Genomic DNA, 18,823 nt, shown 5'->3' with positions numbered 1-18,823 from the left:
CGCTTTTTTTTGTCGGCTTTGTGGGGAATAATAAACGAAATCAGCCGCCTCCAGCGACCGCACACCTAATTAATTGACCCGCAATGGTTTGCTCGAGTTCGACCACTCTGGGATTACGCGATTGCCGCTCGCGCTGTTCTGCCACAAGATCGCGGGTTTCTTGGCATTGCTTATCTAACGCGTCATCGAGTAAACCGCCCAGCTGCCAAACGGCGGCATTGACGGCCATTTTTGACTCAAGCACCGTCGAAGAGCCCGGGCGAAGTTCACGCTCCAGCACTTCGATCGCTTCGCGGGCCTCGCGAACATCTTGACCGGACGACGGTAGCCCACCGAGCTGCTGCGCCGATACGCGCCGCACGCGAAGCTGCGGTATGGCCGTTGTATCGTACGCGTTGCCAGTAAGGTCCGCGCTCAACGCGCGCTGCACGGTGTTGAGCACTTGAGCATAATCACCCAGACTCATATAAGCGGAGGCTAAATTGGTGTGCAGCGCGATCACGTCGGGATGGCTGAGTGGGTGATAGCGCAACCTGGTTTCAATCGCTTCAGAAAAAATCTTCGCGGACGCTTCATGCTCTCCCTGACGTCGTCGCAGCATGCCGAGATTGTTCATCGTGATGTTGTAGTCAGCGGAATTTTGTCGCCCCCGTTCGGCAAGTAGCGACAGCGAATGCTCAAACGGCGCAACCGCCGAGTCATAGTCGCGAGCAAGCAGGTAGTTCAATCCAATGTTGTTATGGATACGTGACAACAGGCGCGCGTTTCGCTCGCTCTGCTCATACACCGGCAGCAATGTATCGAGCGCTTGTGTGAACCAGCGGCCGGCCCGTTCAAAATCGTCCTCGCCTTGTTTGACCAGACCCAACATATTTTGAATGCGCGCGACCAAAAACCGATCGTCGGCCCGCTCTGCCGCCGCCAACGCCTGATTCGCATACTCGCGGGCACGTTCTATTTCGCCGATCTCACGCTGAAGACCCGCCAACTCAAGTGCGATTTGCGCTTCCAAAAGCGGTGCGTCTTCGTCGGCTTGTTGATACACGGCCTGCGCCTGCTCAAACATCGCGCCAGCTTGCTCATAGTCATTGAGCTTTAGGAACAACTCACCCAGCGTGCGAAGAGAATCGGCCTGCGCTAACGGATCGTCTATCGGTTCGTCGCGGAGTCGATCACGAGCCGACGTGACCACGTCAAGCGCCGTGAGCACTTCGCCTTGGGTACCAGGCTCCGCATCTGAAAAAATAGACGCCATAAAACTGCTGGTGATATTCGCCCGGCCAAGCGCTCGCTCGGCCTTGTCCGCATTACGAATCGCCTGATTCCATAGAATCAACGACACCCCAAGCAGCGCCGCAAGCGAGGCGATGACCCCACGTCGGATATGGCTTGCCCGATCGGCTCGTTTTAGTGACGCACGAACGAAGCGCTGTTGGTTCTCATCAAAAAAGCCCTCTCGACCGAGCAGTTTTTGCGCGTCGACGAGTAACTTGCCATCACGCAGCAGATACGCTTCAGCATGATCGTCCTGGCGCCATTTGTCACTGAGCTCAGTGAGCCAACTGCGAAAGCGAAGGTCGGCGTAGCTGCGCTCCGCCCAATCACGCGCGCGCTGCCAATGCTCCATAACCGACTCGTGAATGATCTCGATGCTTGGCTCGTTGGTATAGGCATCGAGAAAACTGATCATGAGTCGCGCATTCACAAATCGCTCAATCAACGCGCGAGCCGGTGCGGAACGAAACTCGGACAGCGGCACAGTGCGCTTGAGCAGACGGCTCGCATTGCGCGGATCGGCGGTCACTAACTGACTCAGCACCTGTGCAAGGCAGCGCTGCTGCTCGTCTGATAGAGACTGATACACGCGTTCTGCGTGCTGCGAAAGACAGCCTTTCAAACTGCCGAGTTTGTCGTACTGGGCGAAGCTCAGCAGCTTTGATTCGCCGCAACTTAGTTCCAATTCGCGCAGCGCAAACTGCAGCAGTGGCAGACTATTGGAGAGCGTGGTCGCCTCGTCGATTAGCCGCACATCCAGCCGCTGTTTGTCTTCGCGTTGTTCAAACGCGAGCCCCGCCAACACAGCGGGCTTGCGCACGATGTCACCGATTTCAGCCGCCCCAGGCTGAGTCACGTCAACGATACCGTGTCGCCCTTTAAGGTAGCGCAATGCATCGTGATGAATAAGCTGCGGATAAAATTCATTGCGCATGGTGGCGACTATATGCACCGCGCCGCTACGCGCCAATGAATAGATAACCGAAAAGATCATCGTACGCTGCTCGTCCGCCAACGTCGCACTCGTGAGAAACTGCTCGAACTGATCCAAGAGCCAAATGGCGCGACAAACGGGTGAGTCCTCTTCCTGATCTTGCTCAATGAGCTGTGCAATCGTCTCTTCGGCGTCCTCTGACAGTCTCTCGATGAACGCCATCACATCCGGATTCAACGGTCGCGTTACCCCAAAGGTTCGCAACAGGCTTTCGGCGATCTGAAACACCGGGTCTTTGAGTCCCTTACCCGCCTCCAACACAAATACGTCCGGATTAAGACCCTGGCGTCGTCGCTCTTCAACGAGTGCAGGAAGGACACCCGCTCGCGCTAGCGAGGACTTTCCACTACCGCTCGCACCGAGTAGCAGCACGAACGCTCGGCCGTCATCGAGCTGGCGAGCCAAGGCGTCACAGGCCAATGTCGTCAGTGCTGCACGACCAAAAAACTGCTGAGCATGATCAATATCAAAGACGTTTAGTCCGCGGTACGCACTCGTGACAGCCGCGGTAGTCGTCAAACTTGTCTCCGAGACCTCGACTGGCGACGCGTCGGCTTTGCTTGGCGCAAGGTTAAGGCGGTAACCACGCTTGGAGAGCGTTTCAATCACTGCGTCGTTGTTGTCGGTAGAGAGTGCCTTGCGCAGAAAATAGATCGCTCGCCTTAGCGCGCCGCCGTCAACAAACACGTCAGGCCAAACGTGTTCCAGTAAATATTCGCTGCTGACCACCTGCCCGTGGTTATCGACCAGGCAAAGGAGCAGTTGCATGACTTTGGGTTGCACCTGACGAACAGAACCGTCCAAGAGAATGCGACCTGTGCGAGGTTCAACACGAAAAGGCCCTAGTTTAAAGATCTCGGCTTCTGAATAACTCACCGGCCACCCATTCGATACGTAGCGAGAGTGTGCCTGGTCACCATGCGAATCAACACCGCAAACTCGGGGTAAACACTGAGACACGCATTATGCAAAAACTTGGACAGAATCCAAATCCATCTGGAAAGTCTATTTTTTTCATGCAGTTAGATGTCCACTCTATTCTGTTCCAAAAATGGTAACAAAAAAATCACACCTTTTCCCTGCATTCAGGGCCCACTTTACTTGAGCAATCGGGTCGATTAGTGAAACCATTCTCTACGCAAATGCCTTAGAGCATTTTTTCTTCATTACAAAAGGCCTCTCGTATGACTATTTCACGAATGAAAACGCCTGCCCTCTGGGCCGGCATCGCCCTGATCGCCGCGGGTAGCGTGTCGGCGGTCGCTGACACCAACCGCCTGTGCGCCGATGGCGAAGTCGACAACTGCTATGTCACCGGCAACTTCCCGCCTGACATTGCCCAACAATTTGGCATCACCGATGAAACCTCTCTGGTGCTGCGCTTTGTACAAGGTACCTGGTACATGGGGGACAACCTCATCGGCACCTTTGGCGGTACCGGCTGGACCCCGGTGGTCGGCGATTGGGATGGCGACGGTTACGACAACATTGGCATTTATAAGAACGGCGCCTGGTGGCTCAAGCACAGTTATGATCTCTCGCTGGTGTGGATAGACCTTCAGACTTTGGCGTACGGCGATTCGAGCTATACGCCGATGACCGGAGATTGGAACAACGACGGTGTCGATATGCCCGGTCTTTATAAGAACGGGGCATTCGACATGCTGCATGATTACACCGATCTGACCGATGAAACCACCATTCGGTTCGGATCGTTACCGTACAACCCAGACGACGCGAATGCGCCGCACCCCATCATTGGTTCATTTGGTAATCAAGGTGATCGCGCTGGGATTGCCGACAAGAGTATTGCAGAGCTTGCGCCGGCCGGCACCGGCAACGCTAACATGATGTTCAACACACCAAACAATGGCACTCAACAAGGCACGGTGCCGACTGAGGCAAGCGGTCTGTTTCCCATTGTCGTCGATGGGTTCGACCCGAATAACCCCACTCAGGTTGGACCGCGGCTCATGTATTCTAAAAAACCAACCGCCGGACACTATGGTGCGTGTCCCTTGACGGCCAGTCCTGAATCGAACCACTGCAACTGGTTGATTACGGACAGCGACGATCGACCCAACGATTCCGGTCGCACGGTGGATCCCGATCCGGAGATTTTCTAATCGCTGTCACACACTTTGCTTCGCCCGTCTCTCCCCTCAGGGGCGATGTAAGGTCACTGAGAGGCCGACCCATCAAGGTCGGCCTTTCTTATTGACATACTGTGGGTCTATCTAAGCGAACAACGTTTTCTCCGTCAGACCGTGGCGACCAGAATACGCCACGGCGATGAGCGCGCATTGTCGGCGTCGTTTGACGATGGCACCTGCCCATTGCCCCTTCAATGGACTTCGTGACGGCGTTAGTGTGGAATGCGTAATGGATGGAGTTACTCACTAACATTGTGGTCGGCTTTTCGATTGTTGCACTGCCACTGCTTCTGGTCGCCTACCTCTTTTTCATGCCACCTGTGATGCGATCAACATGGTCGGCCATCTCGTGCACTGCGTTGGTCATGGTTCTCGTTGGTCTTCAGATTGCCCATATCGACTATTTCAATCGCGAGCAAAACTTGCTCGTATCGAAGGCTTACGCGGCCGGCCTTTTACTCGCACCCGCGCTGTTTTTCTTATTCAGTCGCTCCCTTCTCATTAAACACCAATCCCTGCGTTGGACCGACGCCCTACATTTCATTCCCGTTGCCGCCACGCCGTTTATTAGCGGCAGGGTGGCGTTGACCATTGCGTTCGTTGTGGGCGCGGCCTACGCCATCTGGCTGGTCACCGTAGTGGTCCGCTTGCGCCAACACATCAATCGTTTCAAATTCGAAGCCTTTTTTTTCGGTCTCTTCGCGCTTATCGCCGTGGCGGTACTCGCGCTGGTACTCGCTGCCCCTTGGATAGGGCCTGAACTCTTTTACACAAGCTATGCACTCGCGATTGGTGTTTCGGTGGCGTTAGTGACGTTTGTTGTCATAGCCTTTCCTCATGTCCTGATCGATATCGACGAAACCGCGCGGTCTGCTTATGCCGCCTCAACCCTTGGCAACGTCAACGTCGAGCAAGTGACAGCTCAGGTCAAGCGGCTCTTTGAAGTGGAGCAACTGCACCGTTTCGAAACGCTCAATTTGACGACGTTAAGCCAAGCGCTTGATCTATCGACACATCAAGTGTCTGAGTTGATCAACACCGAATTCAAAATGGGCTTCTCACGCCTGGTGAAAGACCACCGCATTAACGATGCCAAATCACTCTTGCTCGAACAGCCGGAAGCCTCAGCCCTCTCCATTGGCCTTACAGTGGGCTTCGGCTCGCAGTCGAGTTTTTATGCCGCGTTTCGTGAGCGTGTAGGTCTTTCGCCGGCCGCGTATCGAAAAGAACAACTAGGCAAAGAGAAAATGCCGAAATGATCAATTCGGAGACTTGTAACACACTGAAAGTTTGATACTTTATTAAAAAGCATTCCTAACCGATCAACTCGGAGGCTCAATCCGAAGACCACCGTCAGACTGGATAGTGGTCGTGGCGCTCGTCGTCAGTCTTTGGTCATCTGGAGAGGAACATGCTCAATTCAATCAACTATCTTATCTATCTATTTATTAGCATCCTGATTACGGTGTACGTCTCGCGCACGCTCAGCCGCAACGGACTGCCCTTCTTGGAGCGCGGCCTGCGTGGCAACCGCGAGCTGGCTGTGGCGACTAACCACCTATTGGTCGTGGGTTTCTATTTGGTCAATCTGGGTTTCGTGTTGTTGCGCATGCGCACGGATGCCCACATCGAACAATTCAGTCAACTCATCGTCTACCAAACCTCCGGAATCGGACTTGTGTTGGTTGTGCTAGGCATCGCGCATTTTTTCAATATGTATGTGATCCACCAGCTTGGTCAAAGCCGGTTTGCCTACACCTACACGGACGATGCCATCCAACGCCCAGAAAATTCGCAAGAGACGCGCAGCGATCGGAAGGAGCCGTTTAGCCGGTAGTGGCTGCACCACGGCCAGAAACATCGGGCCTCATCCGCACCGTCCGTCTTTGCGCTCACACAACGGCGTTCAGATGGTGGTAACCATCCGGCATTTCCACCTGATATTTTTGGATATGCCGGTGGTTCTTGAGGTCAAATCGGTGATAGCCTTAGCGCTTTGCACGAGCATTGACGGGGGAAAAATTGGAACTCAAAGGCAAAATCACGCACGTACTCGACGAAAAGTCCGGCACGTCTTCACGCGGTCCTTGGCGTAAACAGGAATATGTCATCGAGATCACCGGCGACTACCCCAAATCGGTTTGTTTCATGGTCTGGGGCGACAAAATCGATCAGTTCAAGATCACGCAAGGCGATGATCTCACGGTGCATTTCGATCTTGAAAGTCGCGAGTACAACGGCCGCTGGTACACCGATGTCAAGGCGTGGCGCGTGGAGCGAGCCGAGCAGGCGGGAATACAGGACTCTGATGCGCCGCCGATGTGGGACGAACAGCCGCCTATTCCCGAGGACGATATCCCGTTCTAACCGTCCTGACCGCCACTCCGAGCATTGCGCGAGTAGTGGGAATTCGGCGACTCATCTGTTAATAATGTGGCTGTTTTTGTCAACACGAAGGCCACCATGAAACGCAGAGATTTTGTCGCCGGCCTGGGGCTCGGTTCCCTGGCCACCTCGATCGCGGCTTGTTCGCAAGCCGACACCACCACCGACTGCGGCCCCGGACTCACGGGCAAACCCATTAAGTGGAACATGGTGACCTCTTGGCCGCCGATGTTCCCCGGCCTCGGCACCGCAGCCGATTACCTGGGTCGTACGATCGAATCGGCCAGCGGTGGCCGTATTCAAGTAAAAGTCTACGCGGCAGGTGAATTGGTTCCAGCGCTCGAGGTCTTCGATGCGGTCTCCAGCGGGTCGGCGCAGATCGGACACACCGGGGCTTATTACTGGAAAGGCAAATCCCCCGCCACACAACTGTTTGGCGCCGTTCCGTTTGGCATGAACGCTGCCGAATATGCCGGCTGGCTGTATGAGGGGGGCGGTCAGGCACTCTACATGAAACTGTATGACCGCTTTAATCTCGTGCCGTTTCTTGCCGGTTTCACGGGTGTTCAAATGGGTGGTTGGTTCAATCGAGAAATCAATTCGGTTGATGATCTTAAAGGTCTCAAAATGCGTATCCCGGGCCTGGGCGGGGAAGTATTCACGCGGGCTGGCGGCGTATCGGTCAATCGCCCAGGCGGCGAGATATTCACGGCGCTTCAAACCGGCGACATTGACGCCACCGAGTGGGTCGGACCCTACAACGACTTATCGTTTGGGTTTTATAAGGCGGCAAAATACTACTACTACCCAGGCTGGCATGAACCCAATGCGGCGCTGGAATGCATCGTGAACAAAGACGCCTTTACCGCGTTGCCGGACGATCTCAAACAGATCGTACAGCTCGCGTGTGACTCAGCCACCCTACGCATGCATGCCGAGTACACGCGCAACAATCCGCGTGCGTTGCGCACGCTCATTAATGAGCACAACGTCGAATTACGTGAGTTCCCTCGCGACGTACTCAAGCGACTGCAGGCGATCTCAAATGAGGTGCTTCAAGAGCTGTCCAACAGCGACGCCGATTTCAACGAGATCTATGCGTCCTATTCGGCATTTTTCGGTGAGGTGCAGCCGTTCCACGAAGTGTCTGAGTTGTCTTACTATAACGCTCGCAAATAGAGCGACGCCACTTCGATCTGCCCATGCAATAACAAAACGGACATCGACCCATGACCAAATCGGACGTACTCGAGTATTTGAAAGCGCATAAAGACGCACGCGGCATGGCGCATTGGAAAGCGCTGGGCGAGAAGACTGGAGGGCTGAGAGGCTACGGACTTGGCCTCACGACGCTACGTCGGTTTGCTAAAACAATTGGCCGAGATCCGATACTGGCCAAAAAGCTCTGGGCATCCGCCATCTACGAAATGAAAATCATCGCGTTATTGATTGATGACCCGAAGAGCATCACGATCAAACAGGCCGAGACGCAGGTCGAACAATTGCAGGGCGGTCATCTCGCACACGTATTTTCGTCGTGCGATGCGACGCTTGCCAAAACACCCTTTGTTATTGAGCTCGCTGACACATGGACCAAGAGCAAGGATCCCGTGCGCCGACGATGTGGTTATGGCCTGCTGTACGAGATATCGAAAAGTAAGAAGAAGACGGCACCGGATGAAGCGTATTTTCTCGCCCATATTGCGCACATCGACAAGACGTATCCATCGCAGTCCATCGATGGACTCATGGCGATGGGCAGTGCACTGATGGGCATCGGAAAACGCACTAAAAAACTCAATGCCGCCGCCTTAAAGGTTGCCAAAAAAATCGGTCCAATCGATTTCGATCCGGACGGCAACTGCGAACCAACCGATATAGCCAAGCACCTGACCAGCGATTACCTCAAGAAGAAACTGGGAATACGCGTTTAATCCGATCAAGCCGCATTGGACGCCAGGTGGGTCACAGCACACCACTGGCCCGTGATCGACTGTTTCCACACCGTCTGCCTGTTTGGCCGATCTTTCCAGTTGATCAATGCGCGCGCAAAGGCAAGCAACAACCCGACTCATCCAGGTTAACTCGGTTCCTTTACAGCGCCGTATACGCAAAGAGCGATGCACCCGGTGCTCGGTATTAAGACACGTAACCGACACGTCCTCACGTATCAACAATTGCCGTCGACGGCCAGCTATCCGTATATTTTCTGAGGCAGCCAGGTGGCGAGCTCTGGCCATAGTGCGAGTATCAGCAACAGCAACAACTGAATAAAGACAAAAGGCATTACGCCTTGGTAAATCGCTTTTGTGGGCATATCGACTGGCGCGACGCCGCGTAAATAAAAAAGCGAGAAGCCGAACGGCGGCGTAAGAAATGACGTCTGTAAATTGATCGCAATCATCACGCCCAGCCAGACAGGATCGACACCCATGGCTAGCAACACCGGTCCGACGATGGGCACAACCACAAACACAATCTCAATAAAATCGAGCACAAAACCCAACAAAAACATCACGAGCATCACAACGACGAGTGCACCGACCTTTCCGCCTGGTAGGTTAGTCAGCGCGTCATGCACCACATCATCGCCACCAAAGCCGCGAAATACTAACGAGAATATCGACGCGCCCAGCAAAATCATAAACACCATGGCACTGACTTTGGTGGTGCTTTGCATCACGTCTTGAAGTCTTGAGACATTCAGCTTGCCGCCGAGGATCGCTAATAGCAGCGCACCGAGCGCGCCAACACCGGCCGCTTCAGTGGGCGAGGCGATTCCGGCAATAATCGACCCCAGCACGGCAAGGATCAGGATCAGTGGCGGCAGTAATACGCGCACAACGCGAATCACCAACTCCCCACCACTCATATCGCTGCGTTCAACCGCTGGCATAGACTGCGGTTTGAGCCAGGCCATGCCGATCAAATACACCATGTAAAGGAGCACCAACAGTAAGCCCGGCAACAACGCACCCATGAATAGGTCGCCCACCGACACCGCGTCCTGCGTAAAGCTCCCCTGCCGCCGCTGTGCCTCTTGATAGGCCGACGACAACACGCTGCCAAGCAGCACGAGCACAATAGACGGTGGAATAATCTGCCCCAGCGTACCCGAAGCGCAGATCGTGCCACTGGCAATTCTCGGATCGTAGCCGCGCTTCAACATGGTCGGTAGCGACAATAGCCCCATCGTCACAACGGTGGCGCCAACGATGCCTGTACTCGCTGCGAGCAGCATGCCCACGAGCGTCACCGCAATCCCTAATCCGCCCCGCACGCGCCCAAACAACAAGCCCAACGTATCGAGGAGTTCTTCGGCAATGCGAGCGCGCTCGAGCATTACACCCATGAACACAAACATCGGTACGGCAACGAGAATCTCATTTTTCATGACGTTGCCATAAATGCGACTCGGGATGGTGCCCAGCAGCGTCGCGTCGAACGTCCCGGTGAGTAGCCCGATACCGGCAACAATGAGCGCCACGCCCGACAACGTGAACGCAACGGGATAGCCTGCCATGAGCGTAACGATCACCGCAATAAACAAAAGCAGAGGAAAAAAGGCCGCTTCCATCACAGCGCCCCGCCGTGGGGTGTTTCGTCTTGCGTGTTCGCACGCGGATTACCACGCCACGCACGAAGGGTCATTGCCAGCCCCTGAAAGACCAACAGAGCGCACGCCACAAGAATGCTTGTTTTCAGCAGCGACGGAAAAGGATAAATCAGTCCGCCCGTTTCATGTGAACTCTCGGCTTCTATCCATGAGCGCATGACGTAGTGCCAGGTCGACCAAAAAACGAAGACCATCGTCGGCAACAACAAAAAGAGCGTGCCAAGCGTATCGACCCAACGGCGACCTTCGGGCGTAAACCCGCGATAAAACACATCGACTCGCACATGCTCATCACCGCTCAATGCATAGGCCGCACCGAGGAGGAACACGAGCGCATGCAGATAAACACTGACTTCCTGTAGCCAAATCCAGCCGATGTCAAAACCATGACGTAGCACTACAACCGCTGCGGTTGTCAGCACCATTAACAGTGTGCCCCAAGACACCATTCGCCCCACTGCGCAACTCACCGCATCGATAGCGTTGGCCATGGATAGCAGCACGCGACTCACAGGCCTAACATCACCTCGCGTTCTTCCAGGGAGGGACCATAATCATCGCGCTCGCGATAATGGGCTTGAATAACATCAAGCACGTCGGCCGCCTCATCCACGAGATGGAACAAGTCAAAATCTTTTTCGGCAATCGTGCCGTGAGCGAGCAACGAATCACGAAACCACTGGATTAGACCTTCCCAAAATTTGCGTCCGACTAACACAATGGGTATGCCACGCGATTTACCGGTTTGAATGAGCGTCAAGATTTCCATAAACTCATCCATGGTGCCAAAACCACCGGGCAGCACAACATACGCCGACGCGTATTTAACAAACATGACTTTGCGCGAGAAAAAATGTCGGTAAACGAGCGCGATATCTTGGTAATCATTCGGTTTTTGTTCATTCGGTAGCACGATATTGAGTCCGACACTGCTCGATTTCCCGCCAAATGCCCCCTTATTCGCCGCCTCCATAATACCGCCGCCACCGCCCGTCACCACGGCAAAGCCCGCATCCGACAAACGCCTCCCGATGTCCTCGGCGAGCGCATAGTTTGGATCATCTGGAGACGTGCGTGCCGAACCGAATACGCTGACCGACGGACTAATACCCGATAACTTTTCAAAGCCATCGACAAATTCGGCCATGATTTGAAATATTTTCCAAGACTCGCGACTGAGCATGGCGTGGTCGAGTGAAGACGTTTTTGGTCGTGCGGTCGGTATTGCATCGGTTTGTTTGTTGTCGCTCATCGTATGTTCCTTTATCGACGCCAGAAGGACGGTGTACACAACACCAGCAAGGTGAAAATCTCAAGTCGACCGAGCAGCATCCCCATGATCGATACCCACTTCGCTACATCGTTTACCGACGCGAAATTACTCGCCACACCACCAAGACCTGGGCCCAGATTATTGAGCGTGGCCGCCACCGCCGAAAACGCGGTGATCTGATCAAGCCCCGTTGTCATGAGAATCAGCATCATAATGGCAAAAATCACCACATAAACCGAAAAGAAACCCCACACTGCCTCGGTCACCCGATCGGGTACGGCTTTGGTGCCAAGCTTAACCGGCGTTTCTGCGCTCGGATGCACCAGACGAAACATCTCGCGTACGCCTTGCTTATAAATGAGCAGCCAGCGTACAACTTTCATGCCTCCACCTGTGGAGCCCGCGCAGCCACCAATAAAACTCGTCAGAATCAATAGCAGCGGAATGGCACCGGGCCAAGCCGAAAAATTAGCCGTAGAGAACCCGGTGGTTGTGCCAATCGACACGGCCTGAAAAACACTCTTGGTGACCCCTTCGGGCACCGAATTAAACACGTTTAAGTACGTTAGTGCGCCAAACACAATCGCCGATACGGTGCTCAAAACGACGATATACGCACGAAATTCCGGATCGAATAAATAGGCCGTGAGCTTACCTTCGCGCCACGCCACAAAGTGGAGTGAAAAGTTCACGCCGGCAACGAGCATAAAGAAAATAGTGATCCACTCAATAGCGGCGCTATCGAAATGCCCAATGCTCGCATCATGCGTGGAAAACCCACCGATAGCGACCGTGCTGAAACTATGCGATATGGCGTCAAAGACCGACATCCCGGCCGACCAAAAAGCAACCGCACAAAACACTGTAATGCCGAGGTAGATATACCAAAGCGCCTTGGCTGTCTCAGTGATTCGCGGGGTGAGCTTAGAGTCCTTGATCGGTCCTGGTGTTTCAGCACGATAAAGCTGCATGCCACCCACCCCGAGCATCGGTAAAATAGCCACAGCCAGCACAATAATGCCCATGCCACCCAGCCATTGGAGTTGCTGGCGATAGTACAACAGCGCTTTCGGTAATTCGTCGAGGCCCACGATCACGGTAGCGCCGGTAGTCGTCAGACCCGACATTGATTCAAACACCGCATCCGTTAGTGAGAGATTCAAACGTGTATCAAAATACAAGGGTGACGCGCCAACCAGGCCCAATACCAACCAAAAAGAGGCCACCACAATAAACCCGTCGCGCAAGCGCAATTCGCGCCGATGATCGCGCACGGGATACCAAATGATCAGGCCAAGCGCCACGATCAGTGCAAACGACTTTACGAAGGCCAGCCAGGTATCTTCGAAATAAATAGCGCTGACAATAAGCGGGGGCAGCATGGTCACGCTGAACATGATCAGCAGCAGCCCCAGAATGCGCTGAATCACATCAAAGTTCATGCGAATCCGCCGCCATCAAAAGAACGTAACGCCTACCTGGAAGAGTTTTTCCACACGCGGAATTTGTTTACGGTCAGTGGCAAACAAAATGACGTGATCGTCGGCCTCAATGACCGTGTCGTGATGGGCAATGATCACCTCGTCGCCTCGCACAATCGCGTTGATCTGAACGTCCGGGGGCAACTCGATGTCCTCGACTGCCTTGCCAACCACTTTCGAGCTTTTGCTATCGCCGTGCGCGACTGCTTCGAGCGCCTCAGCTGCGCCACGACGCAAGGTATGCACTTTCGCCACATCACCACGTCGCACATGCGCCAGTAGAGAACTCAGAGTGATCTGCTGTGGCGACAATGCGATGTCGATCGTATCGGCCTCAACCAAATCGGCATAGGCGGGTCGATTGATCAGCGCCATCACCTTTTTGGCTCCCATGCGCTTGGCCAACATGGCCGACAGAATATTGGCCTCCTCGGCATTCGTTACCGCCACGAACACATCGACGTGATCGATATTCTCCTCCACCAACAGTTCCTGATCGGCCGCATCACCGGTGAGCACAATGGCGTTATCCAAATGTTTTGACACCCACTTCGCGCGTTCTCGGTCGCGCTCAATAATCTTCACCTGATTCGTCCGCTCAAGCGTGCGCGCGAGATTAAAGCCAATATTGCCACCACCCGCGATCACCACGCGACGCACCGGTGCTTCAAGCTTACGCATTTCACTCATCACCACTCGAATATCTTTTCGCGCAGCAATATAAAACACTTCGTCGTCCTCCCGAATGACGGTATCGCCTTCCGGTCGAATGCTCTTTCCATCTCGGTAAATCGCGGCAACGCGGGTATCGGTATTGGGAATGTGTTCTCGCAGGGTGTTGAGCTCTTGACCGACTAACAGACCGTCTTTGTGGGCGCGCAGACCGACGAGGCGTATTTTCCCCTCGGCAAACTCCAGCACTTGTAAAGCACCCGGGTAATGAATGAGGCGTTCGATATATTCAGTCACCAAGTTCTCGGGACTGACGACCACATCAACCGGCAATGCATCTTGGGTGAACAGTTTTTCGCTTTTGATATACGCAAGACTTCGGATACGCGCGATTTTGGTCGGCGTATGATAAAGCGTGTAAGCGACCTGGCAGGCGATCATGTTGGTCTCGTCACTGTTGGTCAGTGCGATGATCATTGTCGCGTCGCTGGCTCCGGCGCTTTCAAGCACATCGGGGTGTGCCGCATGACCCTGAACGGTGCCCACGTCGAGACGGTCCTGCAGATCACGCAGCACTTCTTCGTTCAGATCCACTATCGTTACTTCGTTGGATTCTTCCTTGGCAAGATAATACGCCACGGTCGAGCCGACCTGTCCTGCGCCGAGAATGATGATTTTCACAACAAGGGCCTTTGGCTGGCAATCCAGACCTGAAGTTTACAACACTTCGAGGTTTGCATAGGACAAAACGAGCTGTTTCATGCCCACAGACGCGAAGTTGACGTCAACGCGCGTTTGCGCCCCCTGCCCGGCAAAATTGAGAATCACGCCCTCACCGAATTTCTTGTGATGGACACGTTGACCGAGGGAGAATTTGTCATGCGAAGTGGCGCCAAGACCTGGCGTAACAGACTGGCGACCCGCCACGTGACCCGGTCGGTATACGGGCCGACTAATTTGGACCTGCGGCCGAATTTCCTCGAGCAGTTCGGCCGGTAATTCGGACAAAAAGCGCGACGGCGCGGAAAAATTATCCATACCGTGCAGGCGTCGCTGTTCGGCGTACGACAGGTAAAGCTGCTGCATCGCACGTGTCGCCCCCACATAGCAAAGTCGGCGCTCCTCCTCGAGTCCGACGGTATCCTGCAGCGATCGCTGGTGCGGGAATAGGCCATCCTCCATACCCACCATAAACACCAACGGAAACTCGAGGCCCTTGGCAGAATGAAGCGTCATCATTTGCACACAGTCTTCCCATGCCGCTCCCTGCCCTTCGCCGGCCTCAAGGCTGGCGTGCGCTAGAAATGCAACCAGTGGCGGCAGCTCGTCTTCGATTTGTTCCGGATCAAAGCCTCGTGCCGCGCTGACTAATTCATGCAGGTTTTCGACCTTCGCCTCACCTTTCTCACTGTGATCTTTTTCGTAATGCGCGAGCAACGTGCTCTCATGGATAACGTGCTCGACCTGCTCATGCAGTTCCAACTCGGCAATATCGTCGCGGAGTTTTCTGATCAGAGCGATAAAGCCACTCACGGCATTCGCTGTGCGGGCGGCGAAGCCGTTTTTGGCCAGCGCTTCAGCTGCGGCCCACAGCGATAAAGCCTGCTCCTTCGCGTGCGCACGGATACGATCGACCGATTTGGCGCCTATACCGCGTGTCGGCATATTGACAATGCGATCGAATGACGTGTCGTCGTCGTGGCTCGTAGCCAAACGCAGATAGGCCAGCGCGTCCTTAATTTCCGCACGCTCGAAAAAACGCAGCCCCCCATACACACGATAGGGAATACGCAAGTTAATCAGATACTCTTCAAACACACGGGATTGCGCGTTGGAGCGATACAAAATGGCCACTTCGCTGCGTCGATTGCCTTGTTCGATCCAATCGCGAATACGCGCCACCACAAACTCCGCTTCGTCGCGTTCATTGTAGGCTGCATACACACGTAGCGGCTCGCCACGCCTCCCCTCGGTCCAAAGGTTTTTCCCCATGCGCGACTCGTTGCGCGCGATTAGGGCATTCGCCGCATCCAGTATGTTGCCGGTAGAACGATAATTTTGTTCGAGGCGAACGATCTGGGCGTTGGGAAAGTCCTTTTCAAAACGATAGATATGCTCAATGCGCGCGCCGCGCCAGCGGTAGATTGACTGATCATCGTCGCCGACGACAAACGGAATGCCCTGCTTGCCCGCCAAAAGTCGCAGCCAGCGATACTGAATGGTATTGGTGTCTTGAAACTCATCAACGAGTAAATACTGAAATCGCTTCTGATAGTGCGCGAGCAACGGCGGATTATCACGCCATAACTCAAAAGCGCGCAGTAAGAGTTCGGCAAAATCGACAACACCCGCCCGATCACACGCTTCCTGATAGGTTTGATAAAATCGCGCGAGCTGGCGTTTATTGGGGTCGGCATCGGGTGCGATATCATGCGCTCGACGACATTCACTCTTTTGGTGATTGATGTAGCTGCGAACCTCTTTCGGATCCCAGTTGCCATCCTCGTGACCCTCGTTCTTGATGAGTCGTTTGATAAACCGCAGCTGGTCGTCGGCATCCATAATCTGAAACGCCTGCGGCAAAGCCGCTTGCTGGTAATGCAGCCTGAGCAAACGATGCGCAATACCATGGAAGGTGCCGACCCAAAGATTCGCGGAGGGCATGCCCAGTAGCATCTCAATGCGATGCCGCATTTCGGCCGCGGCTTTATTTGTAAACGTGACGGCGAGAATACTGTGCGGTGAGGCACTCTTTTCAAGCATCAGCCACGCAATGCGATGAATCAAAACTCGCGTTTTACCGCTACCTGCGCCCGCCAGAACAAGTACCGGTCGCAAGTCAGCCGATACCGCCTCTTGCTGCTGAGGATTCAGTTCGAGCAATGCTGTGCTGCCAGGTGCCGCAGTGGCACCGGCGTCATCTTGATTCGAAAGAAAGTCGCTCATCGAAGCGGATTAGCTCACGAGGCGCAATGCGACTTGTGCGTAACACCCCACCCCATGCCAGATCAAGAACGAACCATTCTCATGCGTCTGTCCCGGCGGCATCGTTCTCATCCTGGGCATGCTCAGCCTCCACACACCACGAGTTCGTTCTCGGTGCCCCCCATAACCATCACCACCTCTTCGCAAGACGTGGTGTCGATATGGGGAACGGCGGCTCCCCCACCGCATGGGAGGGCCGAAATATCCGAGAATGTCCCCATCATCAAGGGTGGCGGTTGTCGCGAGAAGTCCTCTAGCCCTCGGCTTTGGCGCTGCCCGGCCAAGTCAGAGTATAAACTGCTGGCCATATCGCAGGCGCGCTGCTGTTGATCATCGTCAAAATTGCGCCCCAGCGTATCGAGCATAATGCGATTACGGCCCGGGTCTCCTCCCGCCATGACCGACGCCATCGACCAAGCAAAACTCATCTCGTCCGTTGATTCAACGCTGTCGCGCACAGCCAGTAATTGTTCTTTGTATTCGCCGTCCGTGTTGCGGCCGTCCGCCCGCGCGCGACCAAGCCGACCGTAGAGCGCCGTTAGTTGATCCATCGCATAAAGCGAGCCGTTGATCGCCGCTTTGCGATACCAGTCGATCGCCTCTGCCGGTCGCGTGCGCTCAAGACGCTTGGCCAGAAACTGCTGCGCCCACATGTCTTCATTTTCTGCGAACGCGCGCAGCGTCTCATCGTCGTACTGATTGTAGGGTTGCTCGAGTAACAGCACGCCGGTTTGGTCGGAGAACGGGTAACCATGCTCGAGCGACCAATTTGAAAAGCGTTGCTCCATATTATCCAGACCAATCGTTTCCATCAGCCCAAAAAAGTTACCTGGATCGTCGACGATAATGCGGCGGGGCCCCGCCTCCTCGTCCGTGTCGACCAACGGCTCAACCTCCGCGACCACCTCGGCCTCGGCCGGCACAACGTCATCCACATCGGTTATCGGCGCACCGGGCACGTCGGTCACAGGCGAATCGTCCTTGGCGGTGAGCACAGACACGCCCCAGGCGCCAACGATCAACACCGCGGCAATCAAAATTAGCCAACGCATTATGAGCCTCCCGCCTTTGCTGCGAACAGTAACGACCCGATATGATCAACGAGCAGCAACCCGAACAGCAACATCAAATACGTGATCGAAAAAGTAAATGTTTTCATAGACAGTTCGTACCCTTGGTCAGACAGCATGCGCCACGCGTAATACAAAAACCAGGCACCAAGCAGCAGCGCACCAACCAGATAAAACAATGTGCTCATACCGGTGAGATAGGGAAACACCGTGATCACGATCAAGATTACCGTATACAGCATCACCTGAAGACTCGTGAACTTAACGCCATGGGTCACCGGCAACATCGGCACCCCCGCATTGGCATAGTCTTCCTTGCGCGCAATGGCAAGCGCCCAGAAGTGTGGCGGCGTCCAGGCAAAAATAATTAAGAACAGCAGCAAGGCATTGGCATCAATCGAGTTGGTCACAGCGACCCATCCGAGCACCGGCGGGGCAGCGCCTGCCGCACCGCCGATGACGATGTTCTGGGGGGTCGCATGTTTGAGATACACCGTGTAGATCACGGCGTAGCCGATGAGACTCGCAAAGGTCAAAATGGCCGTCAGCGGATTGACTAGCCACACGAGCGTCGCCATTGACAACACACCCAGCACAAGCGCGAACACCATGGCATTGCGCGCAGGGAGTTGACCGGTAGGAAGCGGGCGACGATGCGTGCGATGCATTTTTTCATCAATGCGGCGATCGATCACATGATTGATCACGGCCGCCGAAGCAGCCGCCAAACCGATGCCGAGCGTGCCAAAAACGAGCGCGAGCCAAGGCACTTCAGATTCAGTGGCCAAGACCATGCCCACCACGGCAGTAAACACGATCAGCGCCACCACACGGGGCTTCGTGAGTTCAAAGTAGCTGTCAAAAACGGTCGTGCTGGACATGGATCGTGCTCGGTTTTCGCCCGCGGCGTGTCAGGCCC

15 protein-coding genes are annotated in these 18,823 nt (G+C 54.7%); 6 read left to right on the top strand and 9 right to left on the bottom strand.

Annotation, left to right across the window (positions count from 1 at the left end; translation table 11 throughout):
• Window positions 1-40: 40 nt before the first annotated feature.
• Window positions 41-3,052: a tetratricopeptide repeat protein gene (locus tag AAF465_11875; protein MEM7083422.1), complete on the bottom strand. Its 3,012-nt coding sequence runs from the start codon at window positions 3,050-3,052 to the stop codon at window positions 41-43.
• A 401-nt stretch (window positions 3,053-3,453) separates the two neighbouring features.
• On the opposite strand from AAF465_11875, the gene AAF465_11870 reads away from it, so the two are divergent.
• The 6 genes from AAF465_11870 (at window position 3,454) to AAF465_11845 (ending at window position 8,741) form a co-directional block, all read left to right on the top strand.
• Window positions 3,454-4,395 (top strand): hypothetical protein, encoded by a 942-nt coding sequence (locus AAF465_11870; protein MEM7083421.1) that lies wholly within the window; start codon window positions 3,454-3,456, stop codon window positions 4,393-4,395.
• A 260-nt stretch (window positions 4,396-4,655) separates the two neighbouring features.
• A complete protein-coding gene (locus AAF465_11865; GenBank protein MEM7083420.1) occupies window positions 4,656-5,681 on the top strand; it encodes a helix-turn-helix domain-containing protein in 1,026 nt (341 codons plus the stop codon).
• A 152-nt stretch (window positions 5,682-5,833) separates the two neighbouring features.
• Window positions 5,834-6,259 (top strand): hypothetical protein, encoded by a 426-nt coding sequence (locus AAF465_11860; GenBank protein MEM7083419.1) that lies wholly within the window; start codon window positions 5,834-5,836, stop codon window positions 6,257-6,259.
• 185 nt (window positions 6,260-6,444) lie between these two features.
• Window positions 6,445-6,789 (top strand): DUF3127 domain-containing protein, encoded by a 345-nt coding sequence (locus tag AAF465_11855; protein ID MEM7083418.1) that lies wholly within the window; start codon window positions 6,445-6,447, stop codon window positions 6,787-6,789.
• 96 nt (window positions 6,790-6,885) lie between these two features.
• Complete coding sequence (locus tag AAF465_11850; protein ID MEM7083417.1) at window positions 6,886-7,986, top strand: TRAP transporter substrate-binding protein; 1,101 nt, start codon at window positions 6,886-6,888, stop codon at window positions 7,984-7,986.
• A 50-nt stretch (window positions 7,987-8,036) separates the two neighbouring features.
• Window positions 8,037-8,741 (top strand): DNA alkylation repair protein, encoded by a 705-nt coding sequence (locus AAF465_11845; protein ID MEM7083416.1) that lies wholly within the window; start codon window positions 8,037-8,039, stop codon window positions 8,739-8,741.
• Window positions 8,742-9,001: 260 nt separating this feature from the next.
• On the opposite strand, the gene AAF465_11840 is transcribed toward AAF465_11845, so the two are convergent.
• The 8 genes from AAF465_11840 to cyoE form a co-directional block, all read right to left on the bottom strand.
• Window positions 9,002-10,384 (bottom strand): TRAP transporter large permease subunit, encoded by a 1,383-nt coding sequence (locus AAF465_11840; protein MEM7083415.1) that lies wholly within the window; start codon window positions 10,382-10,384, stop codon window positions 9,002-9,004.
• Entirely contained in the window at window positions 10,384-10,935 is a 552-nt protein-coding gene (locus AAF465_11835) for a TRAP transporter small permease subunit (GenBank protein MEM7083414.1), read from the bottom strand. The genes AAF465_11840 and AAF465_11835 overlap by 1 nt, the downstream gene beginning before the upstream one ends.
• Complete coding sequence (locus AAF465_11830; protein MEM7083413.1) at window positions 10,932-11,675, bottom strand: TIGR00730 family Rossman fold protein; 744 nt, start codon at window positions 11,673-11,675, stop codon at window positions 10,932-10,934. The genes AAF465_11835 and AAF465_11830 overlap by 4 nt, the downstream gene beginning before the upstream one ends.
• An 11-nt stretch (window positions 11,676-11,686) precedes the next feature.
• Entirely contained in the window at window positions 11,687-13,138 is a 1,452-nt protein-coding gene (locus tag AAF465_11825; GenBank protein MEM7083412.1) for a TrkH family potassium uptake protein, read from the bottom strand.
• Between the two features lie 15 nt (window positions 13,139-13,153).
• Window positions 13,154-14,530 (bottom strand): Trk system potassium transporter TrkA, encoded by a 1,377-nt coding sequence (gene trkA, locus AAF465_11820; GenBank protein MEM7083411.1) that lies wholly within the window; start codon window positions 14,528-14,530, stop codon window positions 13,154-13,156.
• A gap of 36 nt (window positions 14,531-14,566) precedes the next feature.
• Entirely contained in the window at window positions 14,567-16,795 is a 2,229-nt protein-coding gene (uvrD, locus tag AAF465_11815) for a DNA helicase II (protein ID MEM7083410.1), read from the bottom strand.
• A 122-nt stretch (window positions 16,796-16,917) separates the two neighbouring features.
• Complete coding sequence (locus AAF465_11810; protein ID MEM7083409.1) at window positions 16,918-17,886, bottom strand: hypothetical protein; 969 nt, start codon at window positions 17,884-17,886, stop codon at window positions 16,918-16,920.
• On the bottom strand, window positions 17,886-18,785 hold the full coding sequence (gene cyoE, locus AAF465_11805) for a heme o synthase (protein MEM7083408.1): 900 nt from the start codon (window positions 18,783-18,785) through the stop codon (window positions 17,886-17,888). Before cyoE ends, AAF465_11810 begins: the two co-directional genes overlap by 1 nt.
• Window positions 18,786-18,823: the final 38 nt, after the last annotated feature.

This window comes from Pseudomonadota bacterium, assembly GCA_039028935.1.
Classification (GTDB): Bacteria; Pseudomonadota; Gammaproteobacteria; order Steroidobacterales; family SZUA-146; genus SZUA-146.
This window is presented reverse-complemented; position numbering and strand designations above follow the sequence as displayed.

Coding starts and splice junctions, on each gene's coding strand:
- AAF465_11850 (MEM7083417.1), top strand. CDS start 6,886: ATGAAACGCAGAGATTTTGTCGCCGGCCTGGGGCTCGGTTCCCTGGCC.
- AAF465_11865 (MEM7083420.1), top strand. CDS start 4,656: ATGGAGTTACTCACTAACATTGTGGTCGGCTTTTCGATTGTTGCACTG.
- AAF465_11825 (MEM7083412.1), bottom strand. CDS start 13,138: ATGAACTTTGATGTGATTCAGCGCATTCTGGGGCTGCTGCTGATCATG.
- cyoE (MEM7083408.1), bottom strand. CDS start 18,785: ATGTCCAGCACGACCGTTTTTGACAGCTACTTTGAACTCACGAAGCCC.
- AAF465_11830 (MEM7083413.1), bottom strand. CDS start 11,675: ATGAGCGACAACAAACAAACCGATGCAATACCGACCGCACGACCAAAA.
- AAF465_11860 (MEM7083419.1), top strand. CDS start 5,834: ATGCTCAATTCAATCAACTATCTTATCTATCTATTTATTAGCATCCTG.
- AAF465_11870 (MEM7083421.1), top strand. CDS start 3,454: ATGACTATTTCACGAATGAAAACGCCTGCCCTCTGGGCCGGCATCGCC.
- AAF465_11845 (MEM7083416.1), top strand. CDS start 8,037: ATGACCAAATCGGACGTACTCGAGTATTTGAAAGCGCATAAAGACGCA.
- AAF465_11840 (MEM7083415.1), bottom strand. CDS start 10,384: ATGGAAGCGGCCTTTTTTCCTCTGCTTTTGTTTATTGCGGTGATCGTT.
- AAF465_11810 (MEM7083409.1), bottom strand. CDS start 17,886: ATGCGTTGGCTAATTTTGATTGCCGCGGTGTTGATCGTTGGCGCCTGG.
- uvrD (MEM7083410.1), bottom strand. CDS start 16,795: ATGAGCGACTTTCTTTCGAATCAAGATGACGCCGGTGCCACTGCGGCA.